This is a genomic window from Pedobacter steynii (genome assembly GCF_900103665.1).
Lineage (GTDB): Bacteria > Bacteroidota > Bacteroidia > Sphingobacteriales > Sphingobacteriaceae > Pedobacter > Pedobacter steynii.
In genome coordinates, this window is sequence record NZ_FNGY01000006.1 from 1 (window position 1) to 22,510 (window position 22,510).

A 22,510-nucleotide genomic window follows, 5' to 3' on the forward strand; every position below is an offset into this window, starting at 1 on the left:
TTAAAATCGGAAGGGATTATTTATTTGGTCTAATGCGGGAGCATGGCCTCCATATCAGAACACGAAAAAGGAAAGCGGTGACGACTAATTCAAGGCATTGGATGCGGAAATATAACAACCAAATCAAGGAATTGACCATCAATCGTCCGGAACAGGTTTGGGTAAGTGATATTACCTATATTCAGCTTACAAAACAGTGGGGCTATCTAAGCCTGATCACAGATGCCTATTCTAAAAAGATCATGGGATGGGCTTTTAGAACTGATTTGTCTGCTCAGGGATGTATAGACGCCCTTGAAATGGCAGTAAAAACACGCAAATACCCCAAAGATAAGCTCATACACCATTCTGACAGAGGATCACAATATTGTAGCAAAAACTATGTGGACCTGCTTACCGAAAATCAGGTGGCAATAAGTATGACTGAAAATGGAGATCCTTATGAAAATGCAATAGCGGAACGCGTAAATGGAATATTAAAGGCGGAGTTTGATATGCATAGTTCAAAAGCAAACTTTAAAGAAACAACGAGAAGAATCAGGGAAAATATTCAAACTTATAACCAACTAAGACCACATGCAAGCTGTGATTATCTTACACCAGAACAGGCCCATCTTAAACAGGGAATTCTTAAGAAAAGATGGAAGCCTAAAAAGTACAAAACAAAGGAAAACCAAACTTGTATAACCCGATCAGGAATAACAAATTTGCATGTATAGTCAATTTAAAATTAATTCAATAACCTGTATAGCCATACACGGATAAGACAACCTCGCTCTAACCAGGCTCTATACACGCTCTATACTCGGTGCACGCCCGCTTGAAAGCGTGTTAAAGGCGCATAAGCAACGTGTAAAAAACAGGGCTAAAACAAGTGTTTCTGCAACGTGTTGATTCCCTGATCGATTGCTGGTTTGGCAAAGGTTTTACGGGGCTGTAGCTATTTTAACACTACAGCTCATTTTACTTTTGAATTTGTCCTTAGCTGCTGCCGGTATTTCAAGTTTTATGGTAACGGGAAACCTTTCCATCATTTTTAAGTAGTTCCCACTCTGGTTATTGGGTGCAGTAAGCGGAAAATCATTTGCATTTTTTTGATGGCTAATCTCCGATACTGTGCCGGAAAGATTAAATTCAGGTAAATCATCTACAATAATTGTTGCGGTCTGGCCTTTAAGCAGATGTTGTACCTGATCTGATTTAAAACGGGCAGTAATATGAAACTGATCAACCCCATTTATATCGAGATAGGCATCGTCAGTGTATTCATAGTTTCCTGCTTTCGAGGGGACGATCCGGCTGTTTAAGAGGATTTCCGTCCATTGTTTCAGAAAGTCTGCTGAGAATTTTGATGTTTTCACAGAAATAAGAACAATATGCCTGCAGGTCTTGCCATCTATAAGATAAGTAAGGGTAGAAATGGGCGGGTTTTCCAGGCTGATCAGTTTATAGGGAAAGAGACCGGTTTTTTTTTCTTTAAGGAGTTTAAAAATGCTGCTTTTATCATTTGATAAGTCAGGGAAAATATCAATGCTGTCCAGACTCCTGGTATTTTTGGTGAGGTCATCATTGAGTATCATGACCATTTTTTGCCAGCTTTCCTTACTGTTGTGTTTAAGGTCCCACTTTTGCCGGCGACGGGAAAAATCAGTTTGGACCGATAATTTTTCGTCAGGCTTCCAGGCTTCAGCTTTAGGCCAGCGTATTTCTATATCTTCTCTGTTAGATTGAGCTTTGACCAGTCCACAGGTTAATACTAATAAACTGATTATAAAGATGTTTTTCATGTTGGTAATTGCGATTGTTAAATGATTGAAAACTTCGCTCTACAATCTACGGTGATTTCGAAATAAATGAAAATAATTCGGATTTTTTATGCCCGTGCTTTCTGTTGACGAGGTTGTATGAGTATCTATTTTTGTTTGAAAATCAGAAAGTCTTAAATGTATGTTTTGAAATTTTTTGCCCTGGATAAAAAGAGGAAATAATGAGCATTGGGAAATCGAAATAACTTATAAATTTGACTATTAATTATTTAAACTATGAGAATATTCTGTTTGCTATTTCTATTCGTTGCAACGATAATGCTAAATTCCTGCAGACAACAATCCCCCGAGACAAAAACAGCATCAATCGACGACGAAAAAGATACACTGACCATTGCTGCTGAAGATGTCCTGACTTCGGATATTTTGACAAAAGAGGAACAGGCAAAACTTAAGCCGATAGATGTACTTGAACGTTTAAAAAAAGGAAATCTGGATTTTACAAAAGACAACCTGACGATCCGTAATACTACCGAACGGGTGAGGAAATCATCACTTGGGCAATACCCCAAAGCGGTAATACTTTCCTGCCTGGATTCAAGAGTGCCGGTAGAGGATATATTTCACAGTGGAATAGGCAATCTTTTTGTGGCCAGGGTGGCAGGAAACATTGTAAATGATGATATCCTGGGTAGTCTGGAATATGCCTGTAAGGTTTCAGGTGCGAAACTGGTTCTTGTATTGGGGCATGAATACTGTGGTGCGATCAAGTCGGCCATCGATGGTGTGAAGCTTGGAAATATCACTACATTACTGGATAAAATCCGTCCTGCGGTAAGCGCGACAAAGACTTCATTCTCCGGTGCTGCGGTATCTTCGAATCCGGATTTTGTCGCAGCAGTCTGCGATGAAAACGTAAGGTTGGCAATCACCAAGCTTCGTGCTGGCAGTCCTATATTGAAGGAAATGGAAGAAAAAGGGGCAATAATGATCGTTGGTGGTGTTTATGATATGAACTCCGGGAAAGTCGAAATATTTAAATAGGAATATCCATAGGATGTTTCTCCCCATCCTTGTTATGTGTTAAACGATGACCTCTGGTTAATTTTATCTTATGGAATATATTACCCTTACGAAACTTCAGGCGCGGAAGATCATTCTTAATGCTGTCGGACTTGCCCATAAAGCGCAGTTCGGAACAGGAATCGAAGCTGTTTACCGGGTGATCGACCATCTGGGGTTCGTCCAGCTGGATACGAATTATGTGGTGGAACGTGCCCATCACCATGTGATGGCAGCACGCATACCGGATTACCAAACAGAATGGCTGGCCAACCTTTGCGAAGACGGCCGCGTTTATGAGTACTTTACTTCGGATGCAGGTTATCTTCCCATGAACGACTTCCGTTTTTCGCTATCGGTAAAAAGGGCTTTTGAAACACAGAGCAAGCCGCTCAGCAAACCGGAAGTTAATTTAATGAAAGAGATTCTGGACCGGGTGGAAAGGGAAGGAGCACTAATGGTTGGCGATTTTGAGAACGACCGTGTGGAAGCAAGCTCTGGATGGTGGGATTGGCGGCCTGCAAAAGTCGCGCTGGAAAGGCTTTACCTTAATGGAGATTTGATGATCAGCCGCACTAAAGCCTTCCATAAAGTTTACGACCTGCCGCTCAATTTGGTGCCCCAGGAAACAGACTTAACGACGCCTGAACCTGAAGAATATGCCCGTTTTATCATCCGCAGTACTTTAGCTGCTCTGGGTATTGCCTCTGTTAAGGAAATGGCCTGGCGTTCCCGTCGGGTGAAAGGCAACCTGGTTAAACAGGAGCTGGAAAAAATGGCTCAGGCTGCTGAGGTAAAAGTAGTCACTGTTGAGGGCCTGAAAGGTCCGCTCTATATGCTCCCCAATCAGGAAATTAACATCGAACTGTCTGATGATGTTTTTATCCTTTCCCCCTTTGATATCCTTAACGTCTTCCGCCACCGGTTAAAAGACTTTTTTAATTTTGATTACCAGATCGAGTGCTTCGTGCCCGAGCCCAAACGCCAGTATGGTTATTTTTCGCTACCAGTACTTGCAGGAGACCGTTTTATTGCCAGGATGGATGCCAAAGCAGATCGCAAGCAAAAGGTATTGATCGTCCATAACATCCATTTTGAACCTGTTGATCTGGAGCAAATCACTATTGAAAAGTTCATCCTGACCTTAAAAGCATTCGTCCTTTTCAATCAATGCCAGGACATTGTTTTCAAGCGGTCTAACAATGAAATTTACCTGGAAGCAATCAGAAAAAGTTTTTAACTTTTCAAAGTGGCTGGAGATGAAATTTCTGTATGTAAAATATTTGTTATACTAGTTCTAATTTGATACGTTTACAATAACAAAAAGGGGATCAGGCAATTTTTTACATACCGAATGGACATCAATACGCTACAGAGAAGGATCGCCTTAATGAGAGATGAGGTTGCTTATAAGGAGCTATTCCTCCATTTCTATCCAAGTCTTCTGCGCTTTAGCCTGACCTATGTAAAACAACGTGAAATAGCGGAAGAAATCATATCAGATGTGCTGCTGAAGGTTTGGACAATGGATACTCTTCTTGAAATTTCAAACCTTAAAGTGTATTTATATTCCTCCGTAAGGAACAGTTCGATTAATTTTCTTGTGAAAAACAGAAAATATACCATATGGGATATTGATCAGGTTGCACCATCAGATATGGTAGAGCTTTCTACGCCGATTGATCTGATGCTGGATGCTGAACTCAAAGAGAAAATAGCAAAATCTGTTAAGGCCTTACCTCCAAAATGCCGCATGGCTTTTATGCTAAACAGACAAGATGGACTTTCCTACAAAGAAGTCGCCGAAATCATGGACATTTCCGTAAATACAGTTGATCGTCATCTACAGATCGCCCTGCAAAAAATTGGTATGACACTGAGATCATACCTTTATCAATAAAAAAATAAATTCCTATTGGGGACTTTCCCTCTTTTTATTGTCTTAGCAAATAACAACCTAATATTTTAATGGAGGACGAACGCTTTTATTGGCTCATCAACAGGACTAATGCTGGTGACATTAAGGATCATGAATTTAATGAACTGCTCAGTTTGATTGCGGAAAAGCCAGAATTACGTTCCGTTTATGAGGTGCTTACAGCGAAGCCGGAAACCGGAGGTGCTACAGAATATGTGGAAGCAATGAAAGCTTATACGGTACATTATGCCAAAATGCAGCTATCGGGCCATTTGGAGCATAACCACTCAGATCAATCTATGGAGGGAATCAGGGACTCAAAAGGGAAGGGCATATTCAAAATGTGGATTTTGAAAACTATAGCGGCATCACTTCTGCTCGGTGTTTTTGTTTTCTTCTTTGTTTCAAAGCAAAGCGAAAATGCGCAGCTCGTTTTTATTTCAAAAAAGGGAACTAAGAATAAAATGATATTGCCCGATGGAACAAAAGTATGGCTTAATGCAGATAGTAAGCTGACGCTCGCAAAACAGTTTACTGGCCCTACAAGAGAAGTCAGGCTAAGTGGAGAAGCTTATTTCGAGGTGGCTCATGATAAAAGTCATCCCTTTGTTATTTCAGCAAATGCCATAAAAGTGAAGGTTTTAGGAACGGTTTTTAATTTAAAAGCCTACCCGGATGATGAAGACACTGAAACAACCTTAATTCAGGGGCAGGTCGAAGTGAGCATCGATGGCCAGTCCTCGAGCCGGATCAGTCTGAAACCGGGCGAAAAATTAAAGGTACATAATGAAAAAAATACCTCGGCCAACGCCACAAAAAAGAGGGTAAAGCCAACCATATTGCTGACGAAAACAAGCGTAGCGATCAAGGATAATCAGGCCAGCGAAAGTTTGTGGACGGAAGATAAACTGGTTTTTGATGGCGAACCCTTTGAAAACGTAGCTGCTAAATTAGGGAGGTGGTATAATAAAAATATCATCATAGAAGATGAAGACCTGAAACAAGCCAGCTTCACGGCAACCTTCGAGGAAAAAACCTTAAAAGAAGTGCTCGCTGCACTCCAATATACCACCCGGTTCAGATACAGGATCGAGGAAAACGTAGTCTACATACAACGGGATAAATAAACGAGAATTAAACAACCGACCAAATATAAAACTAAACCAATGAATATGAAAAGAACCTAAACTACGACCAAACAAAAAAGGAGAATGCTGAAACATTCCCCTTTACATTTTAATGTGAATTGTCAAATGACCTCCGTCTGAACACGTAAACGGTCATTTTATTAACAAAACCTAGAACCAAATATATGAAAAAAATTGGACCACAGGCCGTATCCTTACGGTTGGACCGTTCTATGCTCAAGCTTTTATTTATGATAAAAATTGTCATGCTTTTTATTCTACTGGGAACCCTTCAAACTTTTGCCGTTAAGAGTTCTGCTCAGGAAAAGGTTTCGATTTCTATGAAGAAAGCAACTTTGAAGCAAATCTGTAAATCAATAGAAAGTCAAACCACGATTCATTTTGTTTATAATGATGAAATCCTGAAAAAAGTCAGGTTAACAGATATTAATTTTTACAACAGTGCCTGGACTGATGTACTGAAGGAAGTACTCGAAAGCACTGGAATCTCCTTTCGTCTCCTTGACGAAAATTTAGCCGTACTTACCTTGATCAATGACAACGTAATCGTGGTCAAAGGTAAGGTGACAGATGCTAAGGGGCAGGTCGTACCTGGGGTAAACGTCGTGGAAAAAGGGACCAGAAATGGTACGGTAACCAACGAAAAGGGTGAATTTAACCTCAGCGTTAAAGACCTGTCAGCGGTATTGACTTTTAATTTCATAGGTTTTGAAAGCAAGGAGGTAACTGCAAGTGATGGTTTTATGACTGTTGTGCTGCAGGAACAAGATAAGAGTCTGGAAGAGGTGGTTGTAGTTGGCTATGGCACACAAAAGAAAGTAAATCTTTCAGGTTCTGTCGCAAGCGTTTCAGGAAAAACGATGGCAGAGCGCCCGGCTCCCAATGTCCAGAACTTATTACAGGGCCGGATCGCTGGATTAGACGTGGTACAATCTACCGGAGAACCAGGCAGAGACAACGGATCTTTAAGAATACGGGGATTTGGCTCAAGTGGCGCGTCCCCCAATCCATTGATCTTAGTTGACGGGGTAGTCGGATCCATTTCCAATCTTTCCCCTCAGGATATCGAAAGTGTAACCGTACTTAAAGATGCGGCTTCTGCCTCTATATATGGGTCAAGAGCAGCGAATGGCGTAATTTTAGTGACCACAAAGAAAGGTAAAGCCGGTACGAATGATATCGAATATACGGGCAACTGGGGAACCAGTGAGGCGACTAAGTTTCCTGAATTAATTACCAATTCGGTTACTTATATGGAAATGTACAACCAGGCCAAAGCAAGAAGCGGACAAGCGGCTCAATACACCCAAGCTCAGATCGACGCTTACAAAGCCAATCCAAATAGTGCGCAATATCCAAATTTTAACTGGCTGGATTATGTTTTGGGAAAAGGACCGATACAAAACCATAACCTGAGCTTTTTAGGTGGTACTGATAAGAACAACTATAACATTTCATTCAATTATCTTGATCAGAATAGCATCACCAAGGGATATCTTTATAAACGGTATAATGGGCTTGTTGATTTTTCTACCCAGGCCTACAAGCGGGTAAAAGTAGGGACCAATGCTAATTTTTCCTATCAGGATTTTAAAGCACCATGGTTAACCAATGACGACTTATTGCTGCTGGCTTATGCGTCGGCGCCAACTTTTCAACCCTTTTTGCCAGATGGTAGCGGAAGGGTGGTCAGCAGAGATTATGTTTCGAGCGGAGGAACGAACAGAACGGTAGAAGAAGTTTACAACACTGGTGCCCAGTTCACAAAAAACTATAATATCAACGCACAGGCTTTTGTGGATGTTGACCTCGCGACGGGCCTGAAATGGTATTCAAAAGCAGCCGTTACCTTTTTTAATCAGGATTACAGGCAACGTCAATATGCAAGCCCTTCATTTGCTTACCAACCCAACTCAACCGGAGAATATCAACAGGTAAGTAATGGTAACCCTTCTTTTTTCGGGCTCAGACAAACGTCGGCCAGAAATATCACTAAGATATTTTATAGCACCCTTAACTATACCAAAACAATTGCCGATCACCACAACATCAGTGCTTTGGCCGGATACGAGCAGCAAGACAACAGAAGTACAAGCATAGGCGGTAACCGATATGATTTTCCAAATAATACCATTATGGAATTAGATGGAAGCTCGCCTAAAGACCAATCGTTAAGCGGGAGTTCTTTTGAATGGGCCCTGCAATCACTGTTTGGCAGAGTAACCTATAATTACAAAGACAAATACATTTTGGAAGGCAATATCCGTTACGATGGTACATCAAGGGTGGATCCAAAATATAGATGGGGAACATTTGGCGGAGGGTCGGCAGCATGGAAACTCTCTGAAGAAAGTTTTATAAAAAATAAGGTTTCCTGGCTTGACAATTTAAAATTAAGGGCATCTTATGGTGTGCTTGGCAATCAGGAGATACAGACTGGCGGTAATCCTAATTATTATCCATATCAGGATATCCTTTCGAACACGACTTATCCATTTTCTGGTTTAAGTTCTGGTGTTTTGCTATCCAGGCTAACACAAAAAGATTTAAAATGGGAAAAAACAGCCATTACTGATTTTGGTCTGGATGTCGATTTGTTTAAAGGAAAGTTTGGTGCAACTGTCGACTGGTACTATAAAAACACAACGGATATATTGGCGGCACGTGCCGATCAACCTGCTAGTGTAGGCTTAACTGCCCCTATTGTGAACGCGGGGGCGATGGTCAATAAAGGAATAGAAATAGAGTTGAGGCACCAAAACCAAATTGGGGAATTTACCTATGGGGCCAATTTTATATTCAACAGGTACAGAAACAAAGTAACCAAAGTTTTGGCCGAGAGTATTGGAACGATTGAAGTTGGCCAGCCTTACAATAACTTTTTTTTATATGACTGGATCGGGGTTTTTCAGAGCCAGCAGGAAATAGACAACTCGCCAAAACAACCCAATTCCGGCACACTAAAACCTGGAGATCTAAAAATCAGGGATGTAAGCGGAAATGGTACCGTAGGTCCGGAAGACAGGATTCGCATCAGCAGTTTCCCAAATTACACTTACTCTTTCAGTGTGAATGCAGGTTGGAAAGGGTTTAACCTGAGTGCATTTTTTCAAGGTGTAGAAGGCCAAAAGGTACAGGTAAGCCAATGGGGCTATGAACCATTTATGCAAGGGTCTGCTCCACCAACAAAATTTTTAAATGCATGGTCGCCAACCAATCCGAGTAATACGGTTCCGGCTGTTTACCTGACCGGTTATTCAGGTGTGTCTGGGTATAACTCAACCTATTTTCTACAGGATGCTTCCTATCTGAGGTTAAAGAACCTGTACCTTTCTTACACACTTCCCGAACTGATCACTAAAAAAGTTGCAGCAAAGAGCATCACCGTATATGTATCGGGCGACAATTTGATCACATGGACGAAGTATGAAGGTAATGATCCTGAAAGAGCGGGGTCCGGCAGATTTGCCCAGTTTCCCCAGCTCAGGATATACACCGCAGGTTTAAAAATTAAATATTAACCTGGGCAATAGAGATAATGATCACATATATGGTATTCAATAAAAAAAATCATAAAATGAGCATAAAACAAACCAGCATATCGTTAATTATGGCCATCATAATTAGCATGCTAAGCGCTTGTAAAAATGACTTTCTGGATAAGAATCCTACTGCAGCAATTGCCAGTTCGGAATTTTGGAAAAGCGATACAGATACACGAATGGGACTGGCCGGCGTTTATAGAAGGCTGCAAAATGGTTTCTATGGCCAGAGCAAATTATGGCTCGATACTTATTCTGACAACGCATTAGACCGGCACACTTTTTTTGGCTTTAATAACCTGACACTAGGTGTCGTAAATTCAACCAATGTTCCGGGAACCTTTTATAACACACCGTACGAAGGAATCGCAGGATGTAATTTCTTTCTGGATAATGTAGACAAGGCCCCGGTTAGCGATGCGATAAAAACGGGTTATAAAGCCGAAGTGAGATTCATCAGAGCGATGATTTACTTTGATCTGGTACAAGCTTTCGGTGGGGTGGTATTGTACAAAACGGCGCCACAAACGGTTGATGCCGCTAAAATAGCAAAGAGTTCAAAAGAAGATGTTTTGGCTTTTGTACATAGTGAACTGGATTTTGCCATCGCTAATTTGCCGGATGTGGCTTATAGTGGTCATGCCGTAAAAGGCAGCGCTCAGGCATTAAAGGCTAAAGTTTATCTTTTTCAACAGAATTGGCCCTTGGCAGCAAGCACAGCAAATGAAGTCATTACTGGTGGTAAATTTCAAATTTATCAGGGTGGCTATCCAAACCTGTTTCTTACCACAACCCAGCAAAACAACCCGGAAATTATATTTTCCACCAAATACCTTGCTCCAAACAATCCGCAAGGTGGTGAAGGAGTTTTAGTTGAGATAGGCTGGTATGGCTCTATTGCCCCATATCAGAATTTAGTGGATGATTATGAAATGGCGAATGGGAAAAGGATCAATGAAGCGGGCTCTGGCTATGATCCGGCGAATCCATATGTGAACAGGGATCCACGTCTAAAATTCACGATTAAGGTCCCTACCGAAAAATACATCAATCCGGATGGTTCCGTATTTAATGAGTCTGATCCGCTATTGACAACTTATTCCCAAAAGAAGTATCTTGATTTAACTAAACTTCCTTTTGATAGAAGTAAGACACCACTTACCGATCAGAATATCATTCACATCCGTTACGCCGATGTGTTGTTAATGTATGCAGAAGCGAAAAATGAAGCGACCGGGCCAGATGGAACGATCTACGCCGCTTTGAATCTAATCAGACAAAGAACGGGTATTAATTTACCTCCGGTTGATCAGGCCGTATACAATACCCAGGATAAACTGAGAGAATTCATCCTTCACGAACGAAGAATAGAATTGGCCCTGGAGGGTCATCGCTACTATGATTTAAAAAGAAGAAATTTAATGCAAACTAAACTGGCGCCCCTAAAAAATCCAGGCGGCGCACAATTGGTTTTTGGTGAAAAAAACAATGTATTGCCCTTTGCACAATCTGAACTGGATAGGAATAAGCAACTCATCCAAAATAAAGATTATTAAGTAAATTGATCCAAAGTCTCCAATCATCCCGACAGGAGTTCGGGTTGATTGGATTCCCATTTTAAAATGTATCCAATGAGAAGAATATTCACTATCGTTATCGGTGTGCTGTTTTATGCCGGTGTATTTGCACAAACAGGCAGTCATGATCTGCAGTTTGATAGCCTTGCCAGCCGTTGGGATGAAGCAATACCATTGGGTAATGGTATGTTGGGTGTACTGGTATGGCAAAAAGAAGGGCATCTGCGCTTTTCGCTTGACCGTGCTGATCTTTGGGACCAACGCCCGATGAAAGGTCTGCACCGTCCTGAGTTTAATTTTTCCTGGGTGGTCGAGCAGGTAAAGAAAAAAGATTATGCCCCTGTACAGCGATATTTTGATGAACCTTATGACCATGAGCCTGCACCCTCAAAAATTCCCGGCGGCGCGCTGGAATTTGAGACTAAAGGATGGGGAAGTGTAAAATCTGTTCATCTGCAAGTGCCAAAGGCCATGTGTGAAGTGAAATGGAGCAATGGTATCGTCCTGAAAACATTCGTTCATGCTACGAAGCCGGTGGGCTGGTTTAGGTTTGAACACATTAATGACCGTATTGTCCCACAGTTAATCGCACCCAGATATCAGGGCGAAGTAAAGGTATCCGGTGATCCGGTTGGTGGAGATGACTTGTCACGCCTGGGCTATCCGCAAGGTGTCATTAAAAAGGACGGGAATAACATTACTTACCGCCAGCAGGGTTGGGGTGGATTTAAGTATGAAATTAATGTGCAATGGAAACGGGTCAATGCAAGTACTATAGAAGGGGCATGGAGCATTTCATCTCAATATCCCGGTAAAAAGATCAATCCCACAGCATCAGCTGTGTCCAGGGGGGCATTGCAACAGAATTATGCAAAAGATTACGTTTCACATCTGGCCTGGTGGAAAAACTTCTGGGGTAAATCGGCTATCCATATCCCTGATACTTTACTTGAGAAACAATGGTACCTGGAACAGTATAAGTTTGGTTCGGCATCAAGGCAGGGAGCTCCACCCATCTCCTTACAGGCCGTGTGGACCGCCGATAACGGGAGGATACCACCATGGAAAGGGGATTTTCATCATGATCTGAACACGCAGCTGAGTTACTGGCCAGCCTACAGTGCCAATCATTTACAGGAAGGCATGGCCTATCTGGATCATCTGGATGCCAATAGTGCTAATTATAAGCGCTATACGAAAATGTATTTTGGAAAGGCTGGGCTCGCTGTGCCGGGAGTGACCACGATGGATGGTACAGAAATGGGGGGCTGGATCCAATATTCGCTTTCGCCAACAGTATCCTCCTGGTTGGCGCAACATTATTATTTGCAATGGCGTTACAGCATGGATCGGGATTTTTTGCGTAAAAGAGCCTATCCCTGGATAAAAAACACCGCAACGTTTATTGAAAACCTGACCATCCTGGATCAAAATGGCCGTCGTAAATTGCCCATCAGTTCCAGCCCGGAGATCAACGACAATGACCTCAGCGCGTGGTTTCCGCAAAACACGAATTACGATCTGTCTTTGATGAAATTTATATTTAAAGCTGCGGCAGAACTAGCGGGAGAACAGGGCTTGAAAAAAGAAGAACTGCATTGGAAAAAAATATACTCGGAATTTGATGACTTTGCGATCACATCAAATTCTGAACTTATGTTTGCCCCTTCGATGGCTTACAACCAGTCGCACCGTCATTTTTCAAATATGATGGCGATTCATCCCTTAGGACTTGTCAAATGGGAAGACGGGATTAAATCGCAGGCAATTATCAAAAATTCCATTCATTTGCTAGATAGCATAGGGCCGGCCTATTGGTGCGGTTACTCCTATTCCTGGCTGGCCAACTTAAAGGCAAGGGCAAAGGATGGGGAAGGGGCGGCGAGAGATCTTGGTATTTTTGCAAAGGCGTTTTGCTCGGTCAACAGCTTCCATTTAAATGGTGACCAAACCAAATCTGGGTATTCCAAATTTCAATACCGTCCGTTTACACTTGAAGGTAATTTTGCATTTGCAGCTGGTTTACAGGAAATGCTATTGCAGAGTTATGCAGGTTTCATTGAAATCATGCCGGCAATACCCGTTGCATGGAAAACGGTTTCTTTTGAAAACTTAAGAGCGGAAGGTGCTTTTCTGGTCAGTGCCAGGACAAACGATGGCCAGGTGGATGAAGTTAAAATTGTTTCGGAGAAAGGCGGTGTAACAAAATTGAAATTGCCCTTTAAAACATGGTATGCAGTTAGCCAGAAAGGCGTGGTTGTAAACCGTAAGGAAGATGGTTTTTTAAGTCTGATCTGCAAACCAGGGGCGGTACTTGTTTTAAAGAATGGGTACGAATAAATTTTTACAAGAACTTGAACTTTATATTGCTGATTTGCAAAATATACTGAAACGGTACCGGGTCAATAGTAAGATACTTAATGGCCTATAAAAGACGACAAAATACCCGTCTTTCGAAGTAGAATAATGATGGCCGCATTACTCCCAACATTGATCTTCAGAATCAATGTTGGGAGTAATGCGGCTAAACTTTTCTTAAAGTAGTTTCATAAATATTTTTTCCGGTATGGTCTATTATCTTCGCATTTAAACGGGTTTGATCCACCGAAAAATACATAAAACCATACTCCGAAGCTTCGAACTTGCTGTAAGGTATTCCAGCGGTTACATGCGTAACCTCAGAACCCGCACCGGAAATAAACTGTTGGGTAAAACCTCCTGTGCTCAGGTGTTGCAGGGAATGGTCATGTCCGGAAAGGTAAACATCTACTTTGTTGCGTTCAAAGATATCAGATAGGGCTTTTCTTACCGCCAGGGTATCATAGTTTTTGATTCTGGGGCCAACGGTATAAATAGGGTGATGCCCCATCACCATTGTCCATTTTACTTCTGAGCTTGCATTTTTTAAGGTTTCATCCAGCCATTTGAGCTGCATTTCGGGCTGCTGATCTTTTACCCAGGGCTGGTATTGTTCGCTGGTATGAAATTCAGGGATCAGCGGACAGGTATCTATAAAAACCATTAACAGTTTTCCACCGCCTTTTATCGGCACTTCTTTCGAGTAGTACCTGGAAGGCATTTTCCACCTTCTGCTGATCTTACTATACCTTACCTGTGCATCGGGATCTGAGATGTAATCGTGATTTCCAAGAATCGGATACCAGTCCCATTGCAAAGCAAAGTCTGTATAAATATTTTCAAAGGAATAATGCCATAATGGGTCATGTTCGCTGGTCACTCCTTTAGGATAGAAGTTGTCACCAAGGGAAAGAATAAAGTCGTTCGGATTTTCGGTTGCCCATTTACCCATTTGTACCGCAACATGTTTCTGGTGATCGGCTCCATTGCGTCCCCAATCGCCTACCGCCATAAAGTGGATGGGATAATCGTCTTTTAACTCATTGCGTGGTGCTACATCTTCACTTTCCAGGTAGGTCTCAGGACTGACAGCAAGCGATTGCAGGGGTGCAAGCATACTTGCACCTATCGCAGTAAGCGCAGTGCTTTTTACAAAATCTCTTCTCTTCATCTTAATATCCGGTATTTTGTTTCAGGTTTTTATTCAGCACCAGTTCGGTAGCCGGAATCGGGAAGATATCTCTGGAAGCACCTTCATTGCCCGCTTTGAAGCCCCATTTGCCCTGATATTTTCCGAAGCGGATCAAATCATTGCGGCGCCATCCTTCCCAGGCAAGCTCGCGTCCTCTTTCCTCCAGAATGCCATCCAGAGTAATGGTCGTAATTTCCCCGGCTTTTGCGCGAACACGGACCTTATTTACCAGCCCAACTACTTCAGCCATCGACCCACCTGTTCTCAGTAAAGCTTCTGCTTTTAACAGGTAAACATCGGCAAGTCTGAAAATCGGCATATCATTGTTCTGAAAACGGGTGCCGCTATTGGTATTCGGATCAGGATAGAATTTGATAGACCTGACTCCCCTGGATATCCCGTTTACCTCAGGGCCAACGTCCATAGTTTCCGTGTTGGTGAGTACGATCTCTGGTGTAAAATCAAGTTGTGCCGAACCATTTAGAATTTTCGTGGTACCGTCCGCAAGAAACTGTTTCCCCGCCAGCCAGGTCGCATTTCGGATATCTCCCGGCAAATTAAAGGTATCATAAAACTCTTTTAAGGTACACTGTGCATTACTTGGACTAAAAGGGAGATTATACTTGGCCCTTAGTGCGCTGTGAAGCGTAAAACGGGTGATCGCGTTTCCGGCCGAATAATTGGCATCGTATATCGCAGCAAAGATGGTTTCGGAGTTCGCTCCATTAGTTGGCGAAAAAAGCGTGTTGTAATCGCTAACCAGTGCCATTGATGATCCGGTAATAATTTTATCGGCATAGACAATGGATTCCGTATACATCGGCTTTCCGATGTAATGTTCCGCATTGATGTACAATTTTTGCAATAGCGCATAGGCCATCCATTTGGTTGGGCGCCCGTAGAATTCTGAGGTAACAGTAGGAGGGGAAGATAGCCCTTCAGATACCGCAAGCAACTCTTTCTCTATGTAGGCGAACACTTCTGCACGGGTAGATTGTTTTGGGCTTTCTGCAGTTCCGAAACTCGTAATAGGAGCATTGCCAAACATGTCCATCACATAAAAATAATATAAGGCCCGCATGGTGCGTATCTCGTTTAAAAACTGCGTTTTTGTAGGACTATCTGCCGATTTCTCCAACAAATTGAGTACCCGGTTACAGTCGCTTATTCCAGCATATCCCCATTGCCATGCGCCTTGAATGATGGGGTGATCCGGCAACCAGTTGTGTTTATGCAGGGTCTGATATCTTCCCTGATCATAATAGCCCCCGTTCCTGGCGGTAATGATTGCTTCCTCGCTGGTCAGTTCATACATCCTCCAGATATCGACACCGAAACTGGCATTAAATTTTTGATAAACGGTTCCTGTTGCTGCCACGAATGCATCGGGTGTTACCGGAAAATTTCCATTTGTGAGTTGCGATTCCACATCAACATCCAGTTTTGTACAGCTTCCCAATGTGAAAACCATCAGAGCTGCCGCGGTTATATATCTTTTCATTTTCTCTTTTTTATAGAATGTTATAAATTGAAGTTTAGCCCAAAAATTGCAGAGCGTGTTTTAGGATAGAAATTGCGGTAATCGATGCCAGGTGTCTGACCAGCCATGTTGATCTCCGGATCTACACCTTTATACTTGGTAATGATAAAAAGGTTATTCCCTGAAGCGTAAAGCCTCAATGTTCTGCTGCCTTTCATTTTAAAAGTATAACCCAGAGTCGCATTGTCCAGACGGAGGTAAGAACCACTTTCCAGGTAACGGTCTGACACAAACTGTGCTTTATCATCGCTGATCGATTCTGTTAAAGTGACCTTTGCGATGTTGGTTTGAGATGCATAGATCGGTGCGTTCATATCGGCAAGGGTCGCATTAAGGACTTTATTTCCGTAAACCCCACGAATGAAGAAGTTAAAATCAAACTGTTTGTACCTGAAGGTATTGTTCCAGCCATATAATACTTTTGGCTGCGCAGAACCCGTTACACTGAAATGTTCAAATCCTGTGTTTGCTGTAGAAGCGTTTCCGTTTTTGTCATAGAACATTGATTTCCCGTTGGCATCTTTGCCGGCATACCTTAAGGTGTAAAACGATCCCAGGGGAAGCCCTTCTTTAATCACCTGGTAACCCAGTGCGCCCGACTGACCTCTGCCACCCACATTAGCGGTATAAAACTCATTGGCCTGGAACAGATCGTTAGAAATCGAGGTGATTTCGTTTTTGTTGTGTGATAAGTTAACCGCCGTGTTCCAGCTAAAATCTTTGGTTTTAACCGGCGTGCTGTTCAGCGTAAATTCGATACCCTTATTGGTCATTGCGCCAACGTTTGCTGTTAACACATTGAACGGATATTGGGTGGTAGATACCGAATAAGGTGCAATAAGGTCTGTGGTTTTCTTGTTGTATACCTCGATTGAACCGGAAAGTTTGTTTTTAAAGAGACCAAAGTCTAAACCGATGTTCAATGTAGCTGTACGCTCCCATTTCAGATTGGGGTTGTCATTTTGTGTAGGACCAATTGCGGTCAGCCATTTTCCATTCGAGTAAAAATACGATCCGTTTTGCGCACCATAAACCAGTTTGGCAGTGTAGGCATCAAAACCTACTGAATTTCCAGAAACTCCATAACCGGCACGGAGCTTAAGGTGATCAACGAAAGTTACATTTTCCATAAATGCTTCACGGTCTATGTTCCATCCCGCAGAAACTGAAGGAAACATTCCCCATCTGTTGTTAATTCCAAAGGCCGATGAGCCATCACGGCGAATCGTTGCCTGCAACAGATATTTTCCTTTATAATCGTAGATGGCTCTTCCATAAAAGGAGATCAAACGAAGCGTTGAGATGTAAGTATTGCCATAATTCACAACAGTAGATCCGTTTCCGTTACCTAATCCCAGGTTGTTCCACAAAAGATCATCCGAAACGAAGTTTTGTCCGGAAGTCTGGAAGCCATCGCCGTTGCGGTTTTCCTGCCAGGAGTAACCTGCTAATAACTTTAGCCCATGATCTCCAAAAACTTTATCATAGTTGAAATATCCTTCAAAAACCTTTTGTGTGTTTTTTACCGATGAGCGCTCTGCATAACCATTAAATCCCTGCTTCAACATAGAAGCCCTATTGTTATACAGATTTTCGTTGATCTGCTCGTTTTGCATGGATGCCATTGCATTGAAGTCCAGGCCATCAAGAATGTTTGCTTTCAGGGCACCATTGATGAGGTAGAGGTTGGTTTTTCCCTGGAATTTGTTGTTTTGTAACAGTGCTACCGGGTTGTAGTATCCCCCGGTTCCAGTGGTTCTGGATGGGTCTTCGGAAAAACTGCCATCGGCCTTCCTTACGCCAACAGTAGGCAGGTAAGTAAACATATTATTGTAAACCTGGCTGGCGATTCTGTCGTTAACGGTATTGCTATTTGTGAGGTTGAGGTTTAACTTCAGGCGGTTGTTCAGCAGCCGCTGTTCCATATTTGCTCTTGCGATAAAGCGCTCCAATCCCGATGTCTTAATAATTCCCTGATTGTCAAAATAGTTCAGGCTTGCTCCGTAGGAAGAACTTTCGCCTCCTCCATTAAAACTGAGGTTGTGGTTTTGGGAGAAACCTGTTCTGGTTACCTCTTTTAGCCAATCCGTATTGCTGCCATCATCGCTGATTTTATCCAATGTTTTTCCATTGTCTTTTAAATAGGTTCTCAATTCGTCTCCGCTGGCCATGTCGATGCTGTTAGAAATACTTTCTGAAGCAGCATAGGCACTGTAGGAAAGTTTACCAAGCCCTTTTCCTGAATTTTTAGTATTGATCATGATGACGCCATTTGCTGCCCTGGATCCATAAATAGCAGTTGAAGAGGCATCTTTCAGTACTTCCATACTGAGGATGTCGTCTGGTGCGACCAAATCAATGGAAGCACCCGGAACCCCATCAATCACATAAAAGGGTTCCTGAGCACCCTCTCTGAAACTTGAAGGGCCACGCAGGATCACTGCAGGTTTATCTGTTGGGTTTCCACTTCTGGTGATGTTCAGACCGGCAACCTTTCCCTGAAGCAACTGGCCTGGCGAACTCACCACACCACGGTTAAACTCTTCGGGCTTTATCGAAGTTACTGCTCCGGTAATTTCGTTCCTTTTGCTTTTACCGTATCCAATCGTTACTTCCTGCAGGTCGTTTGATTGTTCCTTAAGTTTGATGCTCAGTGCAATTTGCTGGCCTGTGGTAACGGTATAACCAGAGAGGGTATCCGTTTTAAATCCTACGGAACTGAAGATAAAACGGTATGGGCCGCCTGGGGCGATGTTGGCAAAGCTGAACAATCCGCTACCCGAAGAAGTGGTGACTAATGACTTGCGGGTTTTTTCATTTTCTGCCTTTACTGTAACACCTGGAATCCCCTGTCCGGAGACATCCAAAACTATTCCTTTGACAGGTAGATCCTGTGCAAATATCGGACCTGCCCAACCTATGATGCCGAGGCATAACATACGTTTCAGGATTTTGAATTTTGTTGAATACATAATGATTTTTTGGCTTCTTTGGTTTTATTTATCAGTTTTTTGTATGGAGAATTCTTGTGCTGAGGTGCTGGTTAAGGTCATGTTATTGATCAGACAAATCAATTTGAGTACATCTTCAGGTTTTTCTTTAGCCGTATCAACGCTGCCTGTGAAAGTGATTTTGCTGATATCTACTGGCGTCGAATTCACTTTAATACCGTAGGCTTCAGTTAAAAGTTGCAAGACCTTTGCCAATGGTATATTTTTCATGATGATCAGATTGCCTTCTCTCTTCAGCAGCTCTGCTGCAGGATGGATGGTTTCAATAGGTTTGATGATCCTGGAAAGTTTGAGAGATGGGTCGTAAAGCAGGGTGGTGCCAACATTGGAGATATAGGCCAGCGCCTGTTTGGTCAGGGTATCGGCAACGACAATTTTTCCGGTATGAAGCTTAACCGAAATCTGATGTCCGCGGGTATTGATCGTGAACGACGTGCCCAGGGCTGTTGTCTTCAATGCACCCGAGAACACGCTGAAAGGCCTCATTGCATCTGGTTTCACCTTGAATCTGGCCTTACCCTGCAGGTAAACATTTCTGAGTTTTTGATCAAACTGCCTTTTAAATCTGATCGTGGAAGCTGGATAAATGGTGACGGAAGAGGAATCTGGTAACTGGTACCTGATGACCTCAGTTCCCGGATTGGCAACCTCTTTCCATAGACTTGTTTTCTCCTTTTCCTGAAGCTTGTTGTTTGCAGTAAGCTGCGGCTTCTGGTTGTCGGTGTTCTTTGGCCGGATAAATAGTGCAAATCCGACCATTAAAATTATCGCAGCCGCAGAAAGATATTTCGCAACCCTGATGAGCCTAAGCTTTACTTGTTGTTTTGAAGATATTTGCCCGAGTATAAAGCGGTGCATCTCCTCCGATTTTTCCTGCGGTAGTGGTTCATCAGCATTAAAAGATTCCCATTGCTGATCACTAAAATTTTCCTGGATGAACGCCTTGCGGTTTAGCTTGCGTCTTGGTCCTTTGTTTGGCTTCATACAGTAATTACGTATGTCGCTGCCTTTGCCCTTACGGCTTAACAATTATTTAATATGGCTATAGCAAAATCGTATACATATAGTGTTTAAGGCGGGATAGGACCTTGCCGATGTGGCTCTCCACAGTCTTCGGGGATATTCCCAGCATCTCAGCGATTTCCTTATAGGAGAGTCCATTTTGCCTGCTAAGGTTAAATACCATTTTTCTCATTGCCGGCATGGCGTCAATTTCCTGTTCAAAATGTTTAAGCATATCGCGGCTTTCGATCATCTTCATCAGGTTGTCTGTAAAAGGGTATTGATCAGATCTGGTATTATATTTTAATCTCGCAGACTCTTTCCTAAGCTGATCGATCATGACCTGACGGGCCATTCCAAATAGCTGAATATTTAATGCAGTATGCTCATTTAACGATTGTTTCTTTTCCCAAAGCCGGATAAAGCAAAGCTGGACTACCTCTGTAGCAATGTACTCAGACTGTGTTTTCTTGAATACAAACTGATAAATTTGTTGATGATAGCGGGAATAGGCCTCATTAAAAGCCGGAAGTAATCCTGCCCTTATTTCACATACAATATCTTTGTCCATTGTTCGTGCAAAATTATCAGCTTTAAAAAGGAGATGTTTTAAGTTAACATTATGAATATATGAAGTTTTGTCTGGGTTTAACTATGGCTTTGCTTATAAAAAGAAAATAATATGGCGATACACATTGCGATAAAGACGAGTACAGCAGCATCGATGGTCGGCCTGCTGACCTGGGTAGTGATGCCGGTGCTGATCAAAATTAGGAAGAGGTGGCTGCAAAGCGTGGGTTAAGCAGAAAGATATTTCAGCCCCCATTTATGCAGATCGTCAATAATTTTTAGTAATTCCAAACCTTTATCGGTGATCATGTAATGAATACTTTTCGGAGCTTTCTCTTTGAGGATTATTTTGTCAACTAATTTGTCATTAACTAATTCTGAAAGCCTTTTGCCAAGTATCTGATCCGACAAAGATGGGAAAGCATGTTTTAAGGTGCTGAATTGTTTTGTGCCCGAAGCGACCTTATGTAGTACCTGCATTTTCCATCGTGGGCTAATATCTCTTAATACATCATTTACCTCACACGCAAGGCTTAAGGCTGTAATATTACAAGCATTCGATGTCCCGGGTTTTAACTGACTTGACATATTCTGATTTGAGGTTTGCTCACTTTCGGGTGAGTTATTGAATTGTAAAAAGACATTGACAACTTTTGCATAAAATAAAAAATTATGAAATCATTAACCAAAAGTACAAAGTCGTTTTTCATCTTACTAATATTACTACTATCAGTTTTCGAAATAAATGCGCAATCTATGTCAAATAAGCCCATTTTTGTCTTAGTTCATGGTGCTTTTCATGGTGGCTGGTGTTGGCAAAGGGTAAGCACGGAATTGCGCAGCAAAGGAAATCTTGTTTATACGCCAACGTTGAGTGGACTTGGGGAACATAAAAATACATTTAATGACGAGATCGATCTGAATACTCATATTACAGACATTGTAAATTTCCTGATTACAGAAGACTTGCACAATGTAATTTTAGTCGGCCATAGCTATGCCGGAGCCGTGATAGCAGGTGTTGCAGATAGGATGCCGGACCGGTTGTCTAAACTGGTCTTTCTTGATGCGATGCTTATGGAGAATGGCCAAAGCGCACTAGATGTAAGTCCGGACGACATCCGGGAATATTTCATTAAGGTGTCAATGGACTACGACAATGGACTAAGTATCCCGTTCTTCACCAGTGATTTTTTTGGCGTGACTAACTTAGCCGATATTAAATGGGTAAATGACCGTTTGACCAATCAGCCATTTAAAACATTTTGCCAGCCTTTGGAGTTAAAGCACCCCTACGGTAATCATTTGCCGTTGACTTATATTGCTTGTACCGGACCGGAACTAAGAGCGATCCAACCTTTTGCAGACAAAACAAAAAAGAGCAAAAACTGGAAGTATCTGGAACTTAAAACGGGCCATGATGCCATGATAACAATGCCTGTAGAGTTGTCCAATATGCTACAATCATTAAAGTGATGGATAACTCTTAAAGATACGAAAAGGTGATTAGGGGTGGTGATGCGAGTGCTGACCAAAATTAGGAAAAGGTAGCTGCAAAGTTAGTATATTTAATATTTTGTTAATCTGTCTGTGATCCTAAAGCGCTGATCGAATACTTACAAACAAATATCATACGCAATGGGATAAACGTTTCGCGGCCTTAGTTTTTTAAGATTAAGGACCGTATTGCGAATAGAATTGATGAACTGAAAGGTGTTCTGTAGAATTTGGTAAAAAAGGTCAATAGCAGAGCTTATGGGGCGCTTTACATAGGCGGAACCCATTGAATTTATCCAAATCATTTCACCCTGATCCTGGCGCTGT

At 42.2% G+C, this 22,510-nt stretch carries 16 protein-coding genes; 9 read left to right on the forward strand and 7 right to left on the reverse strand.

Features of this window, described 5'->3' with window-relative positions:
* A partial coding sequence (locus tag BLQ87_RS16835) for an IS3 family transposase (RefSeq protein ID WP_074609045.1) occupies nt 1–719 on the forward strand: 719 nt, incomplete at its 5' end.
* Between the two features lie 207 nt (nt 720–926).
* On the opposite strand, the gene BLQ87_RS16840 is transcribed toward BLQ87_RS16835, so the two are convergent.
* On the reverse strand, nt 927–1,787 hold the full coding sequence (locus BLQ87_RS16840; protein WP_074609047.1) for an HlyD family secretion protein: 861 nt from the start codon (nt 1,785–1,787) through the stop codon (nt 927–929).
* A 255-nt stretch (nt 1,788–2,042) separates the two neighbouring features.
* On the opposite strand from BLQ87_RS16840, the gene BLQ87_RS16845 reads away from it, so the two are divergent.
* The 7 genes from BLQ87_RS16845 (at nt 2,043) to BLQ87_RS16875 (ending at nt 13,353) form a co-directional block, all read left to right on the forward strand.
* Nucleotides 2,043–2,810: a carbonic anhydrase family protein gene (locus tag BLQ87_RS16845; protein ID WP_074609049.1), complete on the forward strand. Its 768-nt coding sequence runs from the start codon at nt 2,043–2,045 to the stop codon at nt 2,808–2,810.
* Nucleotides 2,811–2,880: 70 nt separating this feature from the next.
* Nucleotides 2,881–4,068 carry a winged helix-turn-helix domain-containing protein gene (locus BLQ87_RS16850; protein WP_074609051.1) on the forward strand — a complete coding sequence of 396 codons (1,188 nt, stop codon included), beginning with the start codon at nt 2,881–2,883 and terminating at the stop codon, nt 4,066–4,068.
* A gap of 114 nt (nt 4,069–4,182) precedes the next feature.
* The gene (locus BLQ87_RS16855; RefSeq protein ID WP_074609053.1) at nt 4,183–4,728 is read left to right on the forward strand and encodes an RNA polymerase sigma-70 factor; all 546 of its coding nucleotides are present in this window, start codon (nt 4,183–4,185) and stop codon (nt 4,726–4,728) included.
* Between the two features lie 68 nt (nt 4,729–4,796).
* Entirely contained in the window at nt 4,797–5,873 is a 1,077-nt protein-coding gene (locus BLQ87_RS16860) for a FecR family protein (RefSeq protein WP_074609055.1), read from the forward strand.
* Between the two features lie 185 nt (nt 5,874–6,058).
* Nucleotides 6,059–9,415: a TonB-dependent receptor gene (locus BLQ87_RS16865; protein ID WP_074609057.1), complete on the forward strand. Its 3,357-nt coding sequence runs from the start codon at nt 6,059–6,061 to the stop codon at nt 9,413–9,415.
* A gap of 89 nt (nt 9,416–9,504) precedes the next feature.
* Nucleotides 9,505–10,992 carry a RagB/SusD family nutrient uptake outer membrane protein gene (locus BLQ87_RS16870; RefSeq protein WP_218129458.1) on the forward strand — a complete coding sequence of 496 codons (1,488 nt, stop codon included), beginning with the start codon at nt 9,505–9,507 and terminating at the stop codon, nt 10,990–10,992.
* Nucleotides 10,993–11,067: 75 nt separating this feature from the next.
* Nucleotides 11,068–13,353, forward strand: coding sequence for a glycosyl hydrolase family 95 catalytic domain-containing protein (locus tag BLQ87_RS16875; protein ID WP_074609059.1), 2,286 nt, complete (start codon nt 11,068–11,070; stop codon nt 13,351–13,353).
* A gap of 184 nt (nt 13,354–13,537) precedes the next feature.
* Here the strand turns inward: BLQ87_RS16875 and BLQ87_RS16880 are convergent, their stop codons facing one another.
* From BLQ87_RS16880 to BLQ87_RS16905, 6 genes are all read right to left on the reverse strand, one after another.
* The gene (locus BLQ87_RS16880; RefSeq protein WP_074609062.1) at nt 13,538–14,542 is read right to left on the reverse strand and encodes a metallophosphoesterase; all 1,005 of its coding nucleotides are present in this window, start codon (nt 14,540–14,542) and stop codon (nt 13,538–13,540) included.
* Nucleotide 14,543: 1 nt separating this feature from the next.
* Nucleotides 14,544–16,064, reverse strand: a complete 1,521-nt coding sequence (locus BLQ87_RS16885; protein WP_074609064.1) for a RagB/SusD family nutrient uptake outer membrane protein — start codon at nt 16,062–16,064, stop codon at nt 14,544–14,546.
* A 20-nt stretch (nt 16,065–16,084) separates the two neighbouring features.
* Nucleotides 16,085–19,075, reverse strand: coding sequence for a SusC/RagA family TonB-linked outer membrane protein (locus BLQ87_RS16890; RefSeq protein WP_074609066.1), 2,991 nt, complete (start codon nt 19,073–19,075; stop codon nt 16,085–16,087).
* Between the two features lie 24 nt (nt 19,076–19,099).
* On the reverse strand, nt 19,100–20,098 hold the full coding sequence (locus BLQ87_RS16895) for a FecR family protein (RefSeq protein ID WP_074609068.1): 999 nt from the start codon (nt 20,096–20,098) through the stop codon (nt 19,100–19,102).
* 58 nt (nt 20,099–20,156) lie between these two features.
* Nucleotides 20,157–20,687 carry a sigma-70 family RNA polymerase sigma factor gene (locus BLQ87_RS16900; protein ID WP_074609071.1) on the reverse strand — a complete coding sequence of 177 codons (531 nt, stop codon included), beginning with the start codon at nt 20,685–20,687 and terminating at the stop codon, nt 20,157–20,159.
* A 227-nt stretch (nt 20,688–20,914) separates the two neighbouring features.
* On the reverse strand, nt 20,915–21,274 hold the full coding sequence (locus BLQ87_RS16905) for a winged helix-turn-helix transcriptional regulator (protein WP_074609074.1): 360 nt from the start codon (nt 21,272–21,274) through the stop codon (nt 20,915–20,917).
* Nucleotides 21,275–21,442: 168 nt separating this feature from the next.
* On the opposite strand from BLQ87_RS16905, the gene BLQ87_RS16910 reads away from it, so the two are divergent.
* Nucleotides 21,443–22,162 (forward strand): alpha/beta hydrolase, encoded by a 720-nt coding sequence (locus tag BLQ87_RS16910; RefSeq protein ID WP_074609957.1) that lies wholly within the window; start codon nt 21,443–21,445, stop codon nt 22,160–22,162.
* Nucleotides 22,163–22,510 lie beyond the last annotated feature (348 nt).

Bases quoted from the DNA above. Each gene is read 5' to 3' on its own strand.
- BLQ87_RS16840 (WP_074609047.1), bottom strand. From the start codon at position 1,787: ATGAAAAACATCTTTATAATCAGTTTATTAGTATTAACCTGTGGACTG.
- BLQ87_RS16845 (WP_074609049.1), top strand. From the start codon at position 2,043: ATGAGAATATTCTGTTTGCTATTTCTATTCGTTGCAACGATAATGCTA.
- BLQ87_RS16850 (WP_074609051.1), top strand. From the start codon at position 2,881: ATGGAATATATTACCCTTACGAAACTTCAGGCGCGGAAGATCATTCTT.
- BLQ87_RS16855 (WP_074609053.1), top strand. From the start codon at position 4,183: ATGGACATCAATACGCTACAGAGAAGGATCGCCTTAATGAGAGATGAG.
- BLQ87_RS16860 (WP_074609055.1), top strand. From the start codon at position 4,797: ATGGAGGACGAACGCTTTTATTGGCTCATCAACAGGACTAATGCTGGT.
- BLQ87_RS16865 (WP_074609057.1), top strand. From the start codon at position 6,059: ATGAAAAAAATTGGACCACAGGCCGTATCCTTACGGTTGGACCGTTCT.
- BLQ87_RS16870 (WP_218129458.1), top strand. From the start codon at position 9,505: ATGGCCATCATAATTAGCATGCTAAGCGCTTGTAAAAATGACTTTCTG.
- BLQ87_RS16875 (WP_074609059.1), top strand. From the start codon at position 11,068: ATGAGAAGAATATTCACTATCGTTATCGGTGTGCTGTTTTATGCCGGT.
- BLQ87_RS16880 (WP_074609062.1), bottom strand. From the start codon at position 14,542: ATGAAGAGAAGAGATTTTGTAAAAAGCACTGCGCTTACTGCGATAGGT.
- BLQ87_RS16885 (WP_074609064.1), bottom strand. From the start codon at position 16,064: ATGAAAAGATATATAACCGCGGCAGCTCTGATGGTTTTCACATTGGGA.
- BLQ87_RS16890 (WP_074609066.1), bottom strand. From the start codon at position 19,075: ATGTATTCAACAAAATTCAAAATCCTGAAACGTATGTTATGCCTCGGC.
- BLQ87_RS16895 (WP_074609068.1), bottom strand. From the start codon at position 20,098: ATGAAGCCAAACAAAGGACCAAGACGCAAGCTAAACCGCAAGGCGTTC.
- BLQ87_RS16900 (WP_074609071.1), bottom strand. From the start codon at position 20,687: ATGGACAAAGATATTGTATGTGAAATAAGGGCAGGATTACTTCCGGCT.
- BLQ87_RS16905 (WP_074609074.1), bottom strand. From the start codon at position 21,274: ATGTCAAGTCAGTTAAAACCCGGGACATCGAATGCTTGTAATATTACA.
- BLQ87_RS16910 (WP_074609957.1), top strand. From the start codon at position 21,443: ATGTCAAATAAGCCCATTTTTGTCTTAGTTCATGGTGCTTTTCATGGT.